Origin of the sequence: Pedobacter lusitanus, assembly GCF_040026395.1 — a bacterium.
GTDB classification, from domain to species: domain Bacteria; phylum Bacteroidota; class Bacteroidia; order Sphingobacteriales; family Sphingobacteriaceae; genus Pedobacter; species Pedobacter lusitanus.
Genome location: NZ_CP157278.1, coordinates 3,851,156 through 3,868,707, shown reverse-complemented (window position 1 = coordinate 3,868,707; position 17,552 = coordinate 3,851,156). Strand labels below are relative to the sequence as shown.

Genomic DNA, 17,552 nt, shown 5'->3' with positions numbered 1-17,552 from the left:
TTAACAGTTAGAATAGCTCAATACGCACTTATGGAAAAAACATACCTATATTCATTTGCTTTTTTATTGTCTGTTTCCTCATTAATTTCGTGCACGTCTAAAAAAAGTGCAACTTCCGAAAAAACAGGATTAGCATACAATAGACCAGAAAACGGAGGGTTTCAGGTAAATAATAAATTTAAACGCGGACCTGGTCCGGGTTTGGTTGAAATTGAAGGCGGTGTATTTGTGATGAGCGGCAGCGCAACCAATGTTCCGGGACAGGAACTTAAAGATTATAACCATAAAAGAGAAACTACCGTATCCTCCTTTTATATGGATGAAACTGAAGTTTCCAATACCAACTGGTTAGAATATCTGAACTGGATCAGAAAAGTTGATCCTACAAACTACGAATACTATTATGATGAGCTGCCTGATACACTGGTTTGGCGCAGACCTCTTTCTTATAATGAACCTTACGTTGATAATTATTTAAGACATCCGGCCTATCAGGATTATCCTGTTGTAGGTGTAAGCTGGGAACAGGCACAAAGATACTGTGTCTGGAGAACCAATATCGTGAATGAGTCTCTTTTAAGGGAACAAAACTATATGACCAGTTATAAAGATCTGAACGGCACTGGCAAAAACGGCAAAAAGACCAATGCGGCAGCAACTGCGGCTAAACCTACAGGACCATTTAATACGGATATTTATCTGAATGGTCAGTATGATGATAAAGGAACTAAAGCGATGAAGGACTTTGGCCCTGCTGCTACTGCTGCAAACGCAAATGGTAAAGGACCAAAAGGCGGTGCAACAAGAAATGTGAGACTGGAAGACGGTATTGTTAAACAGCCTTACCGCCTGCCAACTGAGGCTGAATGGGAATATGCAGCTTTAGGTCTGATTGGAAATACGAGTTATGAGAACATCTCTAACAACAAAATCTATCCATGGGATGGTTTAGGTATCAGTTCTGCAAAAAACAAGACCCGCGGTTTAATTCTGGCCAACTTTAAAAGAACCAAAGGAGATTATATGGGTGTTGGTGGTATGCTGAATGATAAAGGAAGTATTACTGTCCCTGTACGTTCTTATGTACCTAACGATTTTGGTTTATATAATATGGCAGGTAACGTAAACGAATGGGTAGCCGATGTTTATCGTTCCAATACCTTTGCTGATGCTGATGCATTAAATCCATACAGAGGAAACTATTATCAGGATAAAAAAGTAGCAGATGCACTTACGGGCAGACTGGAGAAAGATGCCTATAACAGACCAATCATGACTGCTGCTGTATCTGGAAAAAAGCAAACCTGGGCAGAAAAACAGGCAGCTGCAGCTAAAGCCGATACTTTAAAAAATTCTTATGCTGACCAGAGAGGTTTCCGCGATGAAGAAAGCAAACTCTACGGAGAAATCACCCTGGTAAACAATAAATCAAGAGTTTATAAAGGTGGATCATGGAATGATCAGGCACTGTGGTTAAATCCTGCTACCAGACGTTTTATGCAACAGGATGAATCTACAGCTGATATAGGCTTCCGTTGTGCGATGACAATGCTGGGTGCTTCTGAGATCCGCTCTGTCGGTAAACCTCAGTTTAAGCCTAAACAACAAAAGCCATTTAATGCCAAGAAGAGATAAAACATAAAATATCATAAAAAAAGAGGAGCCTTTCAGCTCCTCTTTTTTTATGATACAAATTCTATTAAAACCTGATTCTTTTCTACTTTATCTCCCTTCACGATATGGATTTTCTTAACCGTACCATCCGTAGATGACTTGAGCATATTCTCCATTTTCATAGCCTCCAGCACCAGCAGGTTATCCCCCTTTTGAACTTCCTGCCCTTCGGTTACATTAATGCTCAGTACCAGACCAGGCATCGGTGCCTTAACTTCAGCTGCCCCTTTACCACTACCCGCACCCATTCCCATTGCTTTCAGCAAACTATCAAACTGATCTTCAATAGCCACTTCATATAATTTCCCGTTTATTTTAATTACTGAGGTCTTATCATCATGATTCTCTGAAACAACTTCTGCATTATAAGATTTGTTTCTGTAAAGAAAATGAATATGGCCATCTTTAAGTTCTCTGACGTCTACAGGAATCGCTTCACCATTCAGCTGTAAGGAGTCATTTGCAGCCGACAAATCAAAATCATAAGTATCATTTACTTTTATCTTATACATATCAATGGGTTAAAACATAACTAATTAAATTTGCGCCCATTTTAAGCGCATTATTCCTCTTTTCAGCTGTATCCTCAGGATAAGTACCAAAGTCTTCCCAGCCGTTCCCTAAATCGCTCTCATAAGAATAATAACAGACTACTCTTCCTTCCCAGATCAGGGCAAATCCCTGAGCTCTTTTCCCGTCATGCTCATGTATTTTAGGCAGTCCGTTCCCAAATTTAAACTTTTGGCTGTAAACAGGATGATTAACCGGCAATTCTACAAATGATAATTCCGGAAATACCTTTTTCATCTGCACCCTTACATACTTGTCCAGACCATAGTTATCATCAATATGCAAAAACCCGCCGCCTGTTAAATAGCGCCGGAGATTTTGTGCTTCCTGGGCATTGAATACTACATTGCCATGCCCGGTCATATAGATAAAAGGATAATTGAAGAGATCAGGACTACCAACTTCCGCGATTGCTTCGTCGGGAGCAAAATTGGTGTGAAGCTGCTGATTACAGAAAGCGACCAGATTAATCAGTGCAGTTCTGTTTCCATACCAGTCTCCGCCGCCATTATATTTAAGTCTTGCCAGCTGGTAAGCAGGTGTCCGAAAGCTGCTTGTCAGTAAAACCAATAAAGAAAAAAGGATTATAAGTCTGACTTTCATCGATTTAAGTAATTCACCTCAAAACATGCTGCCAAAGCAGCAGTTTCAGTCCTGAGACGTGTATTACCTAAAGTTAATGGTTTAAAGTCATTTTGCAAAGCCAGCTGAATTTCATTTGGTGTAAAATCACCTTCAGGGCCAATAAGAATCAGATAACGCTGTCCTGGTTTGGATACCTGACTGATAAAACCGCGCGGTTCATCATCTACACAGTGTGCTATCATTTTATAGTCAGCAGTTTCTTTACTGATAAATTCTTTGAAACCAACTGCATCATTTAACAAGGGATGATAAGCCTGCAAAGACTGCTTAACTGCCGAAGTTATCACTTTATTCAGACGTTCTTCTTTGACAATCTTCCGTTCTGAACGTTCACAGATCAGCGGCGTAATCGTATCTATACCGATCTCAGTAGCTTTTTCAAGGAACCACTCCAGCCTGTCTATATTTTTAGTGGGCGCTACAGCTATATGAAGACTGTGGTTCCTCTTCTGATATTCCCTGCTGGTTTTCAGTACGCGCAGTGTTACATTCCGTTTGGATTCTGCTATGATCTCTGCTTCAAACAGGCCACCCTGACCATCTATCAGATGAACAACATCGCCAATGACCAGCCGCAGTACTTTCATACAATGCCGGCTTTCTTCTTCATTCAGACTATAAGTTTCAGAAGTAATATCTGGCGTATAAAAAACGTGCATTGTATGAAATTTTAGTGATTATCTACCAGATCATTATTACCGATCACCAATTCAAGCTTGATGGTCTCAATATTTTGTTCTGTCTTTTTAAGAATAGTAAATAAATATCCATAACATTCCTCACTATCTCCTACATCAGGAATTTTTCCAAAAGCATGAGACACCAGACCACCTACAGTATCAAAATCCAGATCTTCAGGTAAATCATGAGGCAGATGTTCATTGACATCATAAACAGTTGCGTAGGCATTGATCACGAATTCTGTATCAGAGATCTTTTCTACAGTAGGTTTCTCTTCATCGTATTCATCCTGAATCTCTCCTACAATCTCTTCCACTATATCTTCAAGGGTAACCATACCGGCAGTACCACCAAATTCATCAATTACAATGGCAATCTGAATCCGTTTCTGCTGCAGCTCACTTAGCAGATCATTAATTTTTTTCGTCTCAGGGACAAAATAAGGCTTTCTGATAATATCTTTTAATGACCACTCTTTATTTCCTGCCAGCAGAGGTAATACATCTTTAGCATGGACAATACCTATGATCTTGTCAATGATATCATCATAGACAGGCATTCTTGAATAACCTTCAGCAATAATCAGCTTTACTACCTCTTCTTTAGGTGTAGACAGCTCGATACCCGAGATTTTAGTTCTCGGAACCATAATATTTTTAACCACACGTTCATTGAAATCAAAAACGTTGCGGATGAGTTCGTGCTCATTATTATCTAAGGCACCACTCTCTCTTCCCTGATCTAACAGGTAATAAAGTTCTTCAGTACTGTGAACCGCTTCATGCCCACCGGCTGTTGAAATACCAAACCCTTTTAAAATAAAAGTAGCAAATCCATTCAGTAACCAGATAAACGGTCTGAACACCATATAGAAAACCTGTAACGGAACAGAGATAAAAAGTGTGGTGGCAACAGGGCGCTGAATAGCTATTGATTTTGGTGCAAGTTCTCCGAATACAATATGCATGATAGTAATAAAACTAAATGCGATGATTGGAGAAGCAGTTTTGGAGAAGGAATCGATAAATTCCGGGGATTGATTTAATGCGGTTAATAAATTGTGTAACAGATGTTCCATTACAGATTCTCCAACCCAGCCTAATCCCAGTGATGCTAATGTAATACCCAGCTGCGTGGCAGCCAGGTATCCATCAAGATGTTGTGTAATATATTTAGCAATATTAGCTACTCTATTACCAGATTTAGCCTTAATTTCTATTTGCGACGCTCTGACTTTAACGATTGCAAACTCAGCTGCAACGAAAAAGCCGTTTAAGACGACTAAGAAAAAGGTTAAGAATATTTGAAAGCCCATTAAGAGTTTTGTCTAAATGTACTATTATAAAGTTCAATACTTTCTTCAATTACCTTATAAGCATAAGTAACGCCCATCAGTTTTTCGATAGTAACGTTCTTTTCTTCTAAAGCTTTATAATCCTGGAAAAATCTTACGATTTCTTTCATCTGGTGTGGTGGCAATTCTGAAATATCGTTAATGTAATTTACTGACATATCATTTTTTGCAACAGCGATGATTTTATCATCCTGCTCACCATTATCCACCATGTGCATTACACCGATAACTTTTGCCTCAACAATAGATAAAGGATAGACATCAACAGAACATAAAACAAGAATATCCAATGGGTCATTATCATCACAGTAAGTCTGAGGAATGAAACCATAGTTTGCCGGATACATCACAGAAGAAAACAGGACACGATCCAATTTAATTAAGTTAGAGTCTTTATCTATTTCGTATTTAGCTTTTGATCCTTTTGGAATTTCAATAATAGCATTTACCGATTCTGGTAAATTAGCACCTGGAGAAACACTGTGCCAGGGATGTTTTGTGTCTATTTGCATTTTTTTTATTCTTATTATTTATTCTCTTCGTTTGTATGTACCCTCTTTTTTAAAAAAGTAATAAGCAGAGGGATAGTAGTTATAACCATAAAACCCACAATAATATAAAGCAGGTAAGCGTTGATTTCCTTTTCAAATTTCTTGCCAAGAAAATAGCCCAGCAAAGTTAAAGATGTTATCCATAAAAAAGCACCACAAATATTATATAGTGCGAATTTCCTGAAGTCCAGTTTGACAACACCGGCAATAATCGGGGCAAAAGTTCTTACAATTGGTACAAACCTGCCCATGATTAAAGCAAAAGCACCCTGTTTATGATAGTAAGCTTCTGCGGCCTTAAGATAACGCTTTTTGAAGAAAAGAGTGTCTTTACGATCGTATAGAACCGGTCCGGTCTTCTTCCCAAACCAATAACCTGTAAAATTACCTGAAACGGCAGAAACAATTAAACCAAAGATGAGCACATAGATGTTCACATCAAGTTTACCCGTCGCCACGAACATCCCGGCAAGAAACAGTAAGTAATCTCCAGGTAAGAAAAAGCCAAAAAATAATCCTGTCTCAGCAAAAATCACGAAGATCAGGACATAAAAACCGCCTTCTTTAAGTAATTTCTCAGGATCAATAAAGTGATGTACGGAGGTCCAGAAATCGTGCATAATTCAAGTAATCGTAAAATTACAAATAATTTCCTGAGAAATGCCTAAATCAGATTTAATATTATAGTTGGATAAACCCCTAAGAATATTGTGATGATTACCGATAAAATTAAAACAACCTTATATTGAACAGGTGTTTCTAATACGATCTCAGAACCTTCTTTAAAGTACATGGCAACAATCACCTTTAAGTAATAGTAAAACCCTACAAGAGCATTTAAAATAGCAAATGCGACCAGATAAATCTGGTATTCATTCATCACATTTAAGAACATCATGTATTTTCCAATAAAACCAGCTGTAAGTGGTATACCTGCCAGAGAAAGCATAGCAATAGTTAACGCAAGCGCAACTAAAGGATTACGTTTTCCTAACCCGTTGAAACTTTCAAAAGTATCATGACCCGTTTTTTGTTTCACGAGAATTAATACCGCAAAAGCAATAATACTCGCAAAAGTGTAGGCCGCTGCATAAACCATTACATTGTTAGCTGAATTAGCCGTCAGTGTAATTAAAGAGAATAACAGGTAACCTGCATGTGAAATACTTGAATAAGCAAGCATTCTTTTGAAGTTCTTCTGGAAAAGGGCTGTAACGTTACCGATAAACAGGGTAATACATACTATAGCCATTAAAGGTGGCATCCAGAAGTCATGAAGCGGTGCGAAAGTTCCTGCAAAAAGACGAAGGAAAGCCGCAAAACCAGCAGTTTTCACTACCGTAGACATAAAGGCCGTAATTAAAGAAGGTGCGCCTTCATATACATCCGGAGTCCAGAAGTGGAAAGGTGCAGCACCGATTTTGAAACATAATCCAATCATGATCAGGATTACACCCGGATAAAACAGCGGAGATACCGCCTGATAGTTTCCAATCAGGTATTGATTAATGGCATGCAGACTAAATGATCCGGTTGCACCATAAACCAAAGTAATCCCGAATAAAAGGAAGCCTGTTGAAAAGGCACCCATCAGGAAATATTTTAAAGAAGCCTCATTGGAAGCAAAATTGTTCTTCCTGATACCTGCAAGGATATACAGTGCAACAGACATAATCTCTATACCGATAAACAGCATAGACATGTTGGTATAAGAAACCATGATCACAATACCCGAAAGAGCAAATAAGATCAGCGTATAATATTCAGCTATATTTTCACTGTTCTTTGAAAAATAATTCTGTGTCAGCAAAAAGATAAAAATAGTCCCTAAAATAGTAAGAGATGAAAAGGCAATTGCAAAATTGTCCATTTCCATCATTCCGTAATACACCGTATTAGAATTCCAGGCAGTAACCGCAAAGGTCAGAGAGATGAGCAGTCCCAAAAGAGTTAGTGGTAACAAAGCTTTCTTCGCTTTGAATAAACCTGCATAAAGCACCGCTAAAGCTGTAACAACAATTGTTATAATGATATTCATTTCCTTATTTTACCGATGTTAATTTTTGATTTACCTGTTCTAATAATTGTTGTACCGAAGCTTCTGATAAATGCAGAATAGGCTTAGGATATACTCCCAGTACGATAATCAGAATACAAATTATACCTAATACAATCTGCTCTGTTCCTTTAATGTCTGCAAAGCCAACAGTAAGCTCATTGGTTTTACCTAACATGATATTCTGGTACATACGGAACATATACACCGCACCAAAGATAACAGTAAGACCGGCAAATACGACAGCCCAGATATTGTACTGGTAAATACCAATCAATAACAGGAACTCGCCGATAAACCCGTTGGTTCCTGGCAGAGCAACTGTTCCCAATACAATAATCAGAAATGCGATAGCCAGTTTAGGTGCGGATTTTGCGATACCACCCAATTCAGCAATAGTATTGGTTTTCACTCTTGAGAAAACAATGTCCAGCACAAAGAACAATCCGATTACGTTAATACCGTGACTCAGCATCTGAATCATTGCCCCCTGTAATCCCTGCATATTTAAAGCAAAAATACCTGCAGAAATCAGCCCAACGTGAGCAATCGAAGAATAAGCAACCAGTCTCTTTGCATCTCTTTGTTTAAAAGCAATTAAAGACGCATATACTATACCGATAACAGAAAGGATGATTGCTGTATTACCCCAATCCTGTACACCCGCCGGTACAATCGGTAATAACCATCTGATCACACCATAAATACCCATTTTCAACATGATACCCGAAAGTAGCATCGTACCTGCAGCAGGAGCTTCAGTATAGGTATCCGGCTGCCAGGTATGGAATGGGAAAACCGGCATTTTTATAGCAAAAGCAATAAAGAATGACCAGAATATCCAGCCTTGCTGAACAGGATCCAGATGAAGCTGATAAAGTGCCTGTATATCAAAATTATGTGCCGGGTTCTGCAGGTACAGGTAAATAATACCCAATAACATGAACAAAGAACCTGCAATGGTGTAAACAAAGAACTTCATGTTTACTTTAATACGATCCTTACCACCCCAGATTGCACAGATGAAATAAATTGGAATTAAAGCTGCTTCCCATCCGATATAGAAAAGGAAAGCATCCATTGCTGTAAATACAACCAGTAAACCAGCCTGCATAAATAGAATTAATGCAAAGAAGCCAGCCGGCGATTTATAATTATGCTGATAACTTGCCAGAATAATTACAGGAACCAATACGTTGGTCAGTAATACAGTGATTAAGCTGATCCCATCGATACCTGCATGGAAACTAATTCCAAGATCCTGAATCCAGGGTAAGTTAACGACAAATTGTGTACTTGCATCCGGAACAAACTGTCCGGCAACAACTGCTGTCAGTGCCAGTGAAGCAACAGCAAAAACCAGGGCTACATGTTTAGCGGCATTGCCGGTAAATGCTGTAACCAGTGCACCAACTACTGGCAGAAATATAAGAAGTATTAAAAGTTGTTCCATTATGTTTTCTTGGACGATCTTTTATAGAGATAAATAAGTATACAATAACAACGAGATGATTCCAACCACCATCATAAAGATATAGAAACCAACATTACCAGATTGTAATAATCTGACACCCTTGCTCGCTTCTGATGTGCCCCATCCTAAACCATTGACAATACCATCAATAATTTTCTTATCAAACACCTTATAAAAGAATACTGATAAAGCATCCAGAGGTTTTCTGATTACTGTATCGTAAATCTCGTCAATATAAAACTTATGATAAGAGAGTTTAGCCAATGCTGAACGTTGTCCTTCGTCTGCCACAGGAACATGATTCTGCTTCACATATTTGTTATATGCAAATGCGATAGAAATCAATACCCCTACAACTGAGACCGCCATTAAAATATATTCAGTAGCATGATCCGGTGCTTCTCCATGATGCTGGATAACCGGGGCAAGCCAATGCGATAACCAATGATTTCCACCCAATGACTCAGGAATACCAATTGCACCACCAATAGCAGAAAGCACGGCAAGAACAATTAATGGAAGAGTCATGCTTTTTGGTGATTCATGAATTTTTTCTTCAGCATGGTGAGTTCCTCTGTATTTACCAAAAAATGTAAGGAACAACATTCTGAACATATAGAATGCGGTCAGGAAGGCAGTAAATACACCTATAGCCCACATTACTTTGTTGTACTCATATACATGAGAAAGAATTTCGTCTTTAGAGAAGAAACCTGAGAATGGTGGTAAGCCTGCGATAGCAATCGTACCAATCAGCATAGTCAGGAATGTAACAGGAAGTTTTTTACGTAAACCACCCATATGTCTCATATCCTGCTCATGGTGCATTGCATGAATTACAGACCCGGCACACAAGAACAACAACGCCTTAAAGAAAGCATGTGTAATTACGTGGAAGAATGAACCATTGTATGCGCCAACACCTAATCCCAGGAACATATAACCAAGCTGGGAAACCGTAGAGTAAGCCAGAACTTTTTTAATATCCGTTTGTGTCAGGGCAACCAATGCGCCCATAACAGCTGTTGCCAGACCGATGATTGCAATCAGATGCTGTACTACAGGAGCCAGGTCAAATAACACATTTGAACGGGCAATCATATAAATTCCAGCCGTTACCATCGTTGCTGCGTGAATCAGGGCAGAAACTGGTGTCGGACCAGCCATCGCATCAGGTAACCAGGTAAACAATGGTATCTGTGCCGATTTACCACAGGCACCAACAAATAATAATAACGCGATTAAAGCTATAGTAGAATTGCCGGAAAGCATATTGCCAGCCTGCGGAAATACTTTAGAGAACTCCACACTACCAAAAGTAGTGAAGATCAGGAATACAGCGATTAAGAACCCAAGATCACCAATACGGTTCATCACAAAGGCTTTTTTCGCAGCTGTAGCATAACTGCTGTTGGTAAACCAGAAGCCGATCAGCAGGTAAGAGCATAAACCAACGCCTTCCCATCCGATAAACATCACGATATAGTTTGATCCGAGAACCAGCAGCAGCATGAAAAAGATAAACAGGTTTAAATAGCTGAAGAACTTTCCAAATCCCTCGTCATCATGCATATAACCAATAGAATATACATGAATCAGGAATCCGATTCCGGTAATGATCAGTAACATAATTGAACTCAGCGGATCTACCAGAAAAGATACCGGAATTTTTAATGTACCCGCACTGATCCAGTCAAACAGGAAAATCTCGTGAGATTTTACAGCATCATTGCCTAAAGCTAAAAAGATGCCGATACTAATCACAAAAGAGATGAATATCACGCTACTCCCAATAAAACCGATCAGGTTTTTGGATAATGTATTTCTCCCAAGACCGTTGATGATAAAGCCTAAAAGAGGAATTAACGGAACCAGCCAAACTAAATTTATCATTTTATAATTTATTCTTAATAATTACCACTTAAGGCGATTCAATACATTAATATCTGTAGACTGCGTATTTCTGTAAACCATTACAATAATACTCAGGCCCACTGCTACTTCGGCTGCAGCCAAAGCCATGATGAAAAATACAAACACCTGTCCCGAAGGATCGTTGCTATGTACAGAGAAAGCAGTAAGTAGTAAATTAACAGCATTCAGCATCAATTCTACCGACATAAAAATTACGATAGCATTTCTGCGGGTCAGTACCCCTATTACACCGATGGTGAAAATAATAGCACTCAACCATATATAATGATTAAGCGGTACACCCTGTAAGGTTTGAGTCAAGTTGTTCACTATACTTTTTCTTTTTTAGTTAATAATACGGCACCCACCATAGCTGTAAGCAATAAGATCGAGGACAACTCGAAAGGCAGCATAAACGGACCGAACAATTCTTTACCCAGGTTTTTAACCAGACCTAAGTTTGGATTCTGCAAAACCAGCGGATCAGATACTGCTGTAGCTTTTAAAGAGCCGATCAGTGTTACAACCAGACAGCATCCGGCAACAATACCGGCGACCTTTACCAAACCAGACTTTAAAGGTTCATTCTCCTTATTGAGATTAAGGAGCATCAGGACAAACAGGAACAGAACCATAATTGCCCCCATGTACACAATAAAGTTTACTACCGCCAGAAACTGGGCATTAAGCAAAATGTAATGGACTGTGAACGTAAAAAATGTTACGATCAGATAAAGTACACTATGCACCGGGTTCTTTGCGAAAATCACCATCAGTGAAAAGAAAATACTTAAAAAAGCGACCAAATAGAATACTGATGTACCCATTTATTATTTTTGTTTTAAAGCCGTGTAAACGGCAAATGTATAAACTGTTTATATCAAGAAGCGTATGACCGCTTCAGTTTCATTATTTTTTTTCCAGAGGTTGTTCTACCAGTTTATCTTTACCGTAGATAAAATCCTTACGTAAATAATCTGATGGTACTATAGGCCCGTCAAGATAGATAGCCTCTTTAGGACAAGCCTCTTCACATAAACCACAGAAAATACAGCGCAGCATATTGATCTCATATACGGCAGCGTATTTTTCTTCTCTGTACAGGTCTTTCTCTTCAGGTTTACGTTCAGCAGCAATCATTGTGATCGCTTCTGCAGGGCATGATAATGCACATAATCCACAGGCAGTACAACGCTCTTTTCCGTCCTCATCTCTTTTAAGAGAATGCATCCCTCTCCAGTTGATAGACATTTCACGCTGAACTTCAGGGTACCTGATCGTTGCCTCTTTCTTAAAAAAATGGCTGATAGTAATCCCCAGTCCTTTTGTAATCGCCGGCAGATACATGCGCTCAGCAAGATTAAGCGGCTTTTGTATTAATACTTTCTTTTTACTGGTTAATGGTTCCATTAAACCTCCTTTTATATTCCGCAGAGCGGATAGTTAAAACTTTTCTACTATTGCAATCACAATACCGGTGATAATTACATTCGCTATGGCAAGCGGGATCAATACTTTCCATCCCAAATGCATCAGCTGATCATAACGGAAACGCGGAATTGTCCATCTTACCCACATAAAGAAAAATATGAATACGAATATTTTAGCGAACAATACTGCCGTACCAATTAAAGGTGCAGCGACAGGTCCAACCTGAATCAGTACCCAGTCCATACCCGGATAATTATATCCTCCGAAATAAAGCGTAGCCATAACTGCCGAAGACACAAACATATTGATGTATTCCGCAAACAGGTAAAAACCTAATTTCATCGAAGAATATTCCGTGTGGTATCCACCGATCAGCTCAGTTTCACACTCCGGTAAATCAAAAGGAGCTCTGTTTGTTTCAGCAAAAGCACAAATGATAAACAGCAGAAAGCCTAAAGGCTGATAAAGCACATTCCAGTGCCAGCCATGCTGCATTTCTACGATTTCTTTAAGACTCATCGTATTCGTTACCAGTAATAAGGCAATAATAGAAAGTCCCATAGCTACCTCATAACTGATATTCTGCGAAGCCGCACGAATAGCACTTAAAAGAGAGTATTTATTGTTGGAAGCCCAGCCTCCGATCATCACGCCGTATACACTCAGGGAAACCACCCCGAAAATGTATAAAACACCAACATTAATATCAGTAACCTGTAAAGGAATAACTTTTCCGCCAATAGTAAGCGGGCTTCCCCATGGAATAACGGCAGTTCCGATACAGGCAGTCAGCATGGCTAAACCAGGACCAACCATAAACAGCCATTTATTGGAATGAGTAGGAACAATCTCTTCCTTCATGAACATTTTCAGTCCGTCTGCCAGTGGTTGCAGAATCCCGAAAGGGCCTGCACGGTCAGGACCAAGCCTGTCCTGTAAAAAAGCAGCGACTTTTCTTTCCGCATATGTAGAATACATAGCGATAACTAAACTTATACCAAAAATGATAGCTACAAGTACAAATTTTTCTATGACGAATGAGATATCCATTAGAATTTAGCGGTTTTTTCCAGTTCAACTTTATTAGCTTCCTGCAAACGAAGATCTTCCTGAATTACAGGTAATGGAATCATCGTTTCGTAATGATTAGCAGAGATTACGGAAGTATCGCTGATAGCTGTAGGATGCTCAATAGTCCAGTCTGCAGTCATCTTTTTATCGAAACGACAGGTGTTACAAATGAATTCCTCAACTTCACCATAAATGTCTTTACGGGCAGTTACCCTTAAAACATTTTCTCCTTTGTACCATAAAGTCACTTTACCACTGCAGGTAGGGCAATCTCTATGGGCATCGACAGGTTTTGTAAACCAAACCCTGTTTTTGAAACGGAAAGTTTTATCAGTTAAAGCTCCAACCGGACATACATCAATGACATTTCCTGAGAAATCATTATCAACTGCAGTCTGGATATAAGTAGAAATTTCTGAATGGTCACCTCTGTTTAAGATACCATGAACACGCTTATTAGTGATCTGATCAGCTGTAAATACACAACGGTAGCATAAAATACACCTGTTCATGTGTAACTGAATCTTATCACCTATATCAATACGCTCAAAAGTACGGCGTTCAAATTCATAACGTGTTTTTTGTAAACCATGCTCATAACCCAGATTCTGTAAATCACATTCTCCGGCCTGGTCACATACAGGACAGTCAAGCGGGTGGTTAATTAAAAGCATTTCGACTACACCACTTCTGGCTTCAATCACTTCAGGAGAAGTAATATTCTGCACTTCCATTCCGTCCATTACAGTGGTACGGCATGAAGCAACCAGTTTAGGCATTGGTCTTGGATCTTTTTCAGAACCTTTGCTTACTTTGACGATACAGGTACGACATTTTCCGCCACTACCTTCCAGTTTGGAATAATAGCACATGGCAGGAGGCACAATATCCCCTCCTATTTGCCTTGCAGCATTCAGGATTGTTGTACCGGGCTCTACTTCGACGGTTATCCCGTCTATGGTTACCTTAACTTTTTCACTCATTGTTAAAGATATTCTTTTATCATTCCTGTGTTTTCAATAAAAAACGCAGTTCCGATAGTTAATTTTCCTGTTTTACTTCTGCTTTAGCAATTGGTACTGCATAATCAGCGATACCATAATTTCCCTGAAGACTTTTTACCGGCTCTTTCACATGCCATTCAAACTCATCTCTGAAATGTCTGATTGCACTTGCCACCGGCCATGCTGCTGCATCTCCCAAAGGACAAATTGTATTTCCCTCGATCTTTTTAGACACATCAACCAATAAGTCAATATCACTCATTTTTCCATGCCCATGCTCCAGTCTGTGTAATACTTTTTCCATCCATCCGGTACCTTCACGGCACGGCGAACATTGTCCACAGCTTTCATGGTGATAAAAACGAGAAAAATTCCAGGTGTTTCTTACGATACACTGATCTTCATCAAAAGCGATAAAACCACCTGAACCTAACATGGTTCCTGTAGCAAAACCACCTTCAGAAAGTGATTCGTAACTCATTAAACGTGGTTCACCATTAGCCAGTTTAAGCGTCAGGTTAGCTGGTAATACCGGAACAGAAGATCCACCGGCAACAGTAGCCTTTAATCTTTTTCCATTAGCAATACCACCACAATATTCATCAGAATAAATGAACTCTTCTACCGGAAGACCCAGCTCGATTTCATATACACCCGGTCTGACCAGGTTACCTGAAGCAGAGATCAGTTTTGTTCCGGTACTGCGTCCGATACCGATTTTCATATATTCATCACCACCATCGTTAATGATAGGCACTACGGCAGCGATAGATTCCACATTGTTTACTACTGTCGGGCAGCCATATAATCCCGCAATAGCCGGGAATGGAGGTTTAATCCTCGGATTACCCCTTTTACCTTCCAGAGATTCCAATAAAGCCGTTTCTTCCCCACAGATATAAGCTCCGCCACCCGGCTGAACATATAACTCCAGATCATAACCTGACCCTAAAATATTTTTTCCTAAAAAGCCTGCAGCTTTTGCTTCTGCGATAGCTCTTTCCAGGATTCTGATCTGAGGCATCATCTCTCCGCGAACGTAGATATAAGATGTCTTAGCACCCAATGCATAGCTGGAAACGATCATTCCCTCAATTAAGGCATGAGGAATATGTGTCATCAGATAACGGTCCTTGAAAGTACCCGGCTCTGATTCGTCAGCATTACATACCAGGTAGCGGGCGACACCTTCTGGTTTTGCCAGAAAGCTCCACTTCATTCCTGTAGGGAAACCTGCACCTCCACGACCGCGTAAACCAGACTTTTTAACCTCTTCCACCACTTCATCAGGGGTAAGGGTTTTCAAAGCTTTCTCCACAGCACGATAGCCACCTTTCTGGCGGTAAACATCAAGAGTATTGATGCCTGGTACGTTTATATGTTCTAATAAGAGTTTACGGGCCATTATTTTTTGCGTAATTCTTCTATCAATGTATCTACCTTTTGATTGTCGAGGTTTTCATAAAAAGTGTATTCAGGGCCTATCTGCAATACCGGGCCGTAACCACAGGCAGCAAGACATTCAACACCTCTCCAGCTAAATAAACCATCAGCTGTAACCTCACCTTCCTTTACCCCAAGAGATTTTTCCATATGCTCCATCAGTTTTTCTGCTCCTACCAGACAGCAAGGCCCGGTACGGCAAACTTCCAGAACATATTTACCCTTTGGCTGCAAGAAGTACATACTATAAAAAGAGGCTACCTCGTAAACTTCAATAGGCTCGATTTTCAGATATGCTGCTACTTTATCCATCGCATTGGAACTTAACCAGCCAAGCTCTGCCTGTACTTCATGCAGTATAGGCAATAGGGCAGATTTTTGTTTCCCCTCAGGATATCTATTTGAAATTTCATCACACTTTGCAATCAAAGCTGATGAAAACTCTACAGGTTGTTGTTCTTCTACTTTAAGCATCTAATTCTCCGGCAATAATATTCATACTACTCATGTTGATAATGGCATCAGATAATAACATTCCTTCACTCATCTTCGCATACATGGAATAATTGATAAAACTAGGTCTTCTGAAATGCAGACGGTAAGGTGTTCTTCCACCATCATTGATCAGGTAAAATCCTAATTCTCCGTTTCCGCCTTCAACAGCGTGATATACTTCTGCTTTAGGTGCATCAATCTCTCCCATTACAATTTTGAAATGGTAAATCAAGGCCTCCATATTGTTATATACCTCTTCTTTAGCCGGCAGATAGAAATCAGGAACATCTGCATGGAAAACTCCCGCAGGTTCGTTCTTCAATTTATCCATTGCCTGCTGAATCAGACTGACACTCTGCCACATCTCCTCATTACGAACTAAATAACGGTCGTAAATATCACCGCTTGTACCTACCGGAACTTCGAAATCGAATTCATCATAAGAACAATAAGGCTCACTCACACGTACGTCGTAATCCACGCCCGTAGCACGTAATAAAGGACCGGTCCAGCTGTAACTTAAAGCTTGCTCTGGTGTAACACAGGCTACACCCGCAGTACGATCAATAAAGATACGGTTACGGTTAAGCAGACTTTCAAATTCCTTTAATGCAACCGGGAATTCTTTCAGGAATTTATTGATTTTAGCAAAGGCGATGTCATTGAAATCTCTTTCAAAACCACCTATACGGCCAATATTTGTCGTCAGACGCGCACCGCATATCTCTTCATAAATTTCATAGATATGCTCTCTGAACTGGAAAAGATATAAGAAGGTGGTTGTTGCACCCGTATCCTGAGCGATAATCGTATTACAGATAATATGATCTGAAATACGCGCCAGTTCCATGACGATTATTCTTAAATAATCCACACGTTTAGGTACGGTTATATTTAACAGTTTTTCTACTGTCATGTGCCAGCCCATATTGTTAATAGGCGATGAGCAGTAGTTTAACCTGTCTGTCAAAGGTGTAATCTGATAGAAAGGTCTGTGTTCAGCAATCTTTTCAAAGGCGCGGTGAATATACCCTATGGTAGAAACTCCGCTCACAATACGCTCTCCGTCTAACTGAAGTACGTTTTGAAAAACACCGTGTGTTGCAGGGTGAGTAGGACCTAAGTTTAAGGTTACCAACTCATTCTGAGGATCGTTGTCTGTATATACTGGTTGATTGTGATTCATGTT

At 39.6% G+C, this 17,552-nt stretch carries 18 protein-coding genes; 1 reads left to right on the top strand and 17 read right to left on the bottom strand.

Annotation, left to right across the window (positions count from 1 at the left end; genetic code table 11):
* Positions 1 to 30: 30 nt before the first annotated feature.
* The gene (locus PL_RS16710; RefSeq protein WP_041883868.1) at positions 31 to 1,635 is read left to right on the top strand and encodes an SUMF1/EgtB/PvdO family nonheme iron enzyme; all 1,605 of its coding nucleotides are present in this window, start codon (positions 31 to 33) and stop codon (positions 1,633 to 1,635) included.
* Between the two features lie 47 nt (positions 1,636 to 1,682).
* Here PL_RS16710 and PL_RS16705 read toward each other — a convergent pair whose 3' ends face one another.
* The 17 genes from PL_RS16705 to PL_RS16625 form a co-directional block, all read right to left on the bottom strand.
* Positions 1,683 to 2,186, bottom strand: a complete 504-nt coding sequence (locus PL_RS16705) for a biotin/lipoyl-containing protein (RefSeq protein ID WP_041883871.1) — start codon at positions 2,184 to 2,186, stop codon at positions 1,683 to 1,685.
* 1 nt (position 2,187) lies between these two features.
* Positions 2,188 to 2,847, bottom strand: coding sequence for a DUF4159 domain-containing protein (locus PL_RS16700; RefSeq protein WP_041883876.1), 660 nt, complete (start codon positions 2,845 to 2,847; stop codon positions 2,188 to 2,190).
* A complete protein-coding gene (locus PL_RS16695) occupies positions 2,844 to 3,548 on the bottom strand; it encodes a 16S rRNA (uracil(1498)-N(3))-methyltransferase (protein ID WP_041883879.1) in 705 nt (234 codons plus the stop codon). Before PL_RS16695 ends, PL_RS16700 begins: the two co-directional genes overlap by 4 nt.
* 11 nt (positions 3,549 to 3,559) lie before the next feature.
* Complete coding sequence (locus tag PL_RS16690) at positions 3,560 to 4,885, bottom strand: hemolysin family protein (protein ID WP_348619937.1); 1,326 nt, start codon at positions 4,883 to 4,885, stop codon at positions 3,560 to 3,562.
* Positions 4,885 to 5,436: an inorganic diphosphatase gene (locus tag PL_RS16685; protein ID WP_200890774.1), complete on the bottom strand. Its 552-nt coding sequence runs from the start codon at positions 5,434 to 5,436 to the stop codon at positions 4,885 to 4,887. The genes PL_RS16690 and PL_RS16685 overlap by 1 nt, the downstream gene beginning before the upstream one ends.
* Positions 5,437 to 5,450: 14 nt before the next feature.
* Positions 5,451 to 6,095 (bottom strand): DedA family protein, encoded by a 645-nt coding sequence (locus tag PL_RS16680; protein ID WP_348619935.1) that lies wholly within the window; start codon positions 6,093 to 6,095, stop codon positions 5,451 to 5,453.
* A gap of 44 nt (positions 6,096 to 6,139) precedes the next feature.
* Positions 6,140 to 7,513, bottom strand: coding sequence for an NADH-quinone oxidoreductase subunit N (locus PL_RS16675; RefSeq protein WP_041883886.1), 1,374 nt, complete (start codon positions 7,511 to 7,513; stop codon positions 6,140 to 6,142).
* Positions 7,514 to 7,517: 4 nt separating this feature from the next.
* Positions 7,518 to 8,984: a complex I subunit 4 family protein gene (locus PL_RS16670; RefSeq protein ID WP_041883888.1), complete on the bottom strand. Its 1,467-nt coding sequence runs from the start codon at positions 8,982 to 8,984 to the stop codon at positions 7,518 to 7,520.
* 21 nt (positions 8,985 to 9,005) lie between these two features.
* Positions 9,006 to 10,898 carry an NADH-quinone oxidoreductase subunit L gene (gene nuoL, locus PL_RS16665; protein ID WP_041883889.1) on the bottom strand — a complete coding sequence of 631 codons (1,893 nt, stop codon included), beginning with the start codon at positions 10,896 to 10,898 and terminating at the stop codon, positions 9,006 to 9,008.
* Positions 10,899 to 10,919: 21 nt separating this feature from the next.
* Positions 10,920 to 11,249, bottom strand: coding sequence for an NADH-quinone oxidoreductase subunit NuoK (gene nuoK, locus PL_RS16660; protein WP_041883890.1), 330 nt, complete (start codon positions 11,247 to 11,249; stop codon positions 10,920 to 10,922).
* Complete coding sequence (locus PL_RS16655) at positions 11,249 to 11,746, bottom strand: NADH-quinone oxidoreductase subunit J family protein (protein WP_041883893.1); 498 nt, start codon at positions 11,744 to 11,746, stop codon at positions 11,249 to 11,251. Before PL_RS16655 ends, nuoK begins: the two co-directional genes overlap by 1 nt.
* 82 nt (positions 11,747 to 11,828) lie before the next feature.
* Positions 11,829 to 12,329 carry a NuoI/complex I 23 kDa subunit family protein gene (locus PL_RS16650; RefSeq protein WP_041883894.1) on the bottom strand — a complete coding sequence of 167 codons (501 nt, stop codon included), beginning with the start codon at positions 12,327 to 12,329 and terminating at the stop codon, positions 11,829 to 11,831.
* A 33-nt stretch (positions 12,330 to 12,362) separates the two neighbouring features.
* Complete coding sequence (nuoH, locus tag PL_RS16645) at positions 12,363 to 13,400, bottom strand: NADH-quinone oxidoreductase subunit NuoH (protein WP_041883896.1); 1,038 nt, start codon at positions 13,398 to 13,400, stop codon at positions 12,363 to 12,365.
* A complete protein-coding gene (locus PL_RS16640; protein WP_041883899.1) occupies positions 13,400 to 14,404 on the bottom strand; it encodes a 2Fe-2S iron-sulfur cluster-binding protein in 1,005 nt (334 codons plus the stop codon). Before PL_RS16640 ends, nuoH begins: the two co-directional genes overlap by 1 nt.
* Positions 14,405 to 14,462: 58 nt before the next feature.
* A complete protein-coding gene (gene nuoF, locus PL_RS16635; protein ID WP_041883902.1) occupies positions 14,463 to 15,830 on the bottom strand; it encodes an NADH-quinone oxidoreductase subunit NuoF in 1,368 nt (455 codons plus the stop codon).
* Entirely contained in the window at positions 15,830 to 16,342 is a 513-nt protein-coding gene (gene nuoE, locus PL_RS16630) for a complex I 24 kDa subunit family protein (protein ID WP_041883905.1), read from the bottom strand. The genes nuoF and nuoE overlap by 1 nt, the downstream gene beginning before the upstream one ends.
* On the bottom strand, positions 16,335 to 17,549 hold the full coding sequence (locus PL_RS16625; protein ID WP_041883907.1) for an NADH-quinone oxidoreductase subunit D: 1,215 nt from the start codon (positions 17,547 to 17,549) through the stop codon (positions 16,335 to 16,337). The genes nuoE and PL_RS16625 overlap by 8 nt, the downstream gene beginning before the upstream one ends.
* Positions 17,550 to 17,552 lie beyond the last annotated feature (3 nt).

Bases quoted from the DNA above. Each gene is read 5' to 3' on its own strand.
- PL_RS16710 (WP_041883868.1), top strand. From the start codon at position 31: ATGGAAAAAACATACCTATATTCATTTGCTTTTTTATTGTCTGTTTCC.
- PL_RS16705 (WP_041883871.1), bottom strand. From the start codon at position 2,186: ATGTATAAGATAAAAGTAAATGATACTTATGATTTTGATTTGTCGGCT.
- PL_RS16700 (WP_041883876.1), bottom strand. From the start codon at position 2,847: ATGAAAGTCAGACTTATAATCCTTTTTTCTTTATTGGTTTTACTGACA.
- PL_RS16695 (WP_041883879.1), bottom strand. From the start codon at position 3,548: ATGCACGTTTTTTATACGCCAGATATTACTTCTGAAACTTATAGTCTG.
- PL_RS16690 (WP_348619937.1), bottom strand. From the start codon at position 4,885: ATGGGCTTTCAAATATTCTTAACCTTTTTCTTAGTCGTCTTAAACGGC.
- PL_RS16685 (WP_200890774.1), bottom strand. From the start codon at position 5,436: ATGCAAATAGACACAAAACATCCCTGGCACAGTGTTTCTCCAGGTGCT.
- PL_RS16680 (WP_348619935.1), bottom strand. From the start codon at position 6,095: ATGCACGATTTCTGGACCTCCGTACATCACTTTATTGATCCTGAGAAA.
- PL_RS16675 (WP_041883886.1), bottom strand. From the start codon at position 7,513: ATGAATATCATTATAACAATTGTTGTTACAGCTTTAGCGGTGCTTTAT.
- PL_RS16670 (WP_041883888.1), bottom strand. From the start codon at position 8,984: ATGGAACAACTTTTAATACTTCTTATATTTCTGCCAGTAGTTGGTGCA.
- nuoL (WP_041883889.1), bottom strand. From the start codon at position 10,898: ATGATAAATTTAGTTTGGCTGGTTCCGTTAATTCCTCTTTTAGGCTTT.
- PL_RS16655 (WP_041883893.1), bottom strand. From the start codon at position 11,746: ATGGGTACATCAGTATTCTATTTGGTCGCTTTTTTAAGTATTTTCTTT.
- PL_RS16650 (WP_041883894.1), bottom strand. From the start codon at position 12,329: ATGGAACCATTAACCAGTAAAAAGAAAGTATTAATACAAAAGCCGCTT.
- nuoH (WP_041883896.1), bottom strand. From the start codon at position 13,400: ATGGATATCTCATTCGTCATAGAAAAATTTGTACTTGTAGCTATCATT.
- PL_RS16640 (WP_041883899.1), bottom strand. From the start codon at position 14,404: ATGAGTGAAAAAGTTAAGGTAACCATAGACGGGATAACCGTCGAAGTA.
- nuoF (WP_041883902.1), bottom strand. From the start codon at position 15,830: ATGGCCCGTAAACTCTTATTAGAACATATAAACGTACCAGGCATCAAT.
- nuoE (WP_041883905.1), bottom strand. From the start codon at position 16,342: ATGCTTAAAGTAGAAGAACAACAACCTGTAGAGTTTTCATCAGCTTTG.
- PL_RS16625 (WP_041883907.1), bottom strand. From the start codon at position 17,549: ATGAATCACAATCAACCAGTATATACAGACAACGATCCTCAGAATGAG.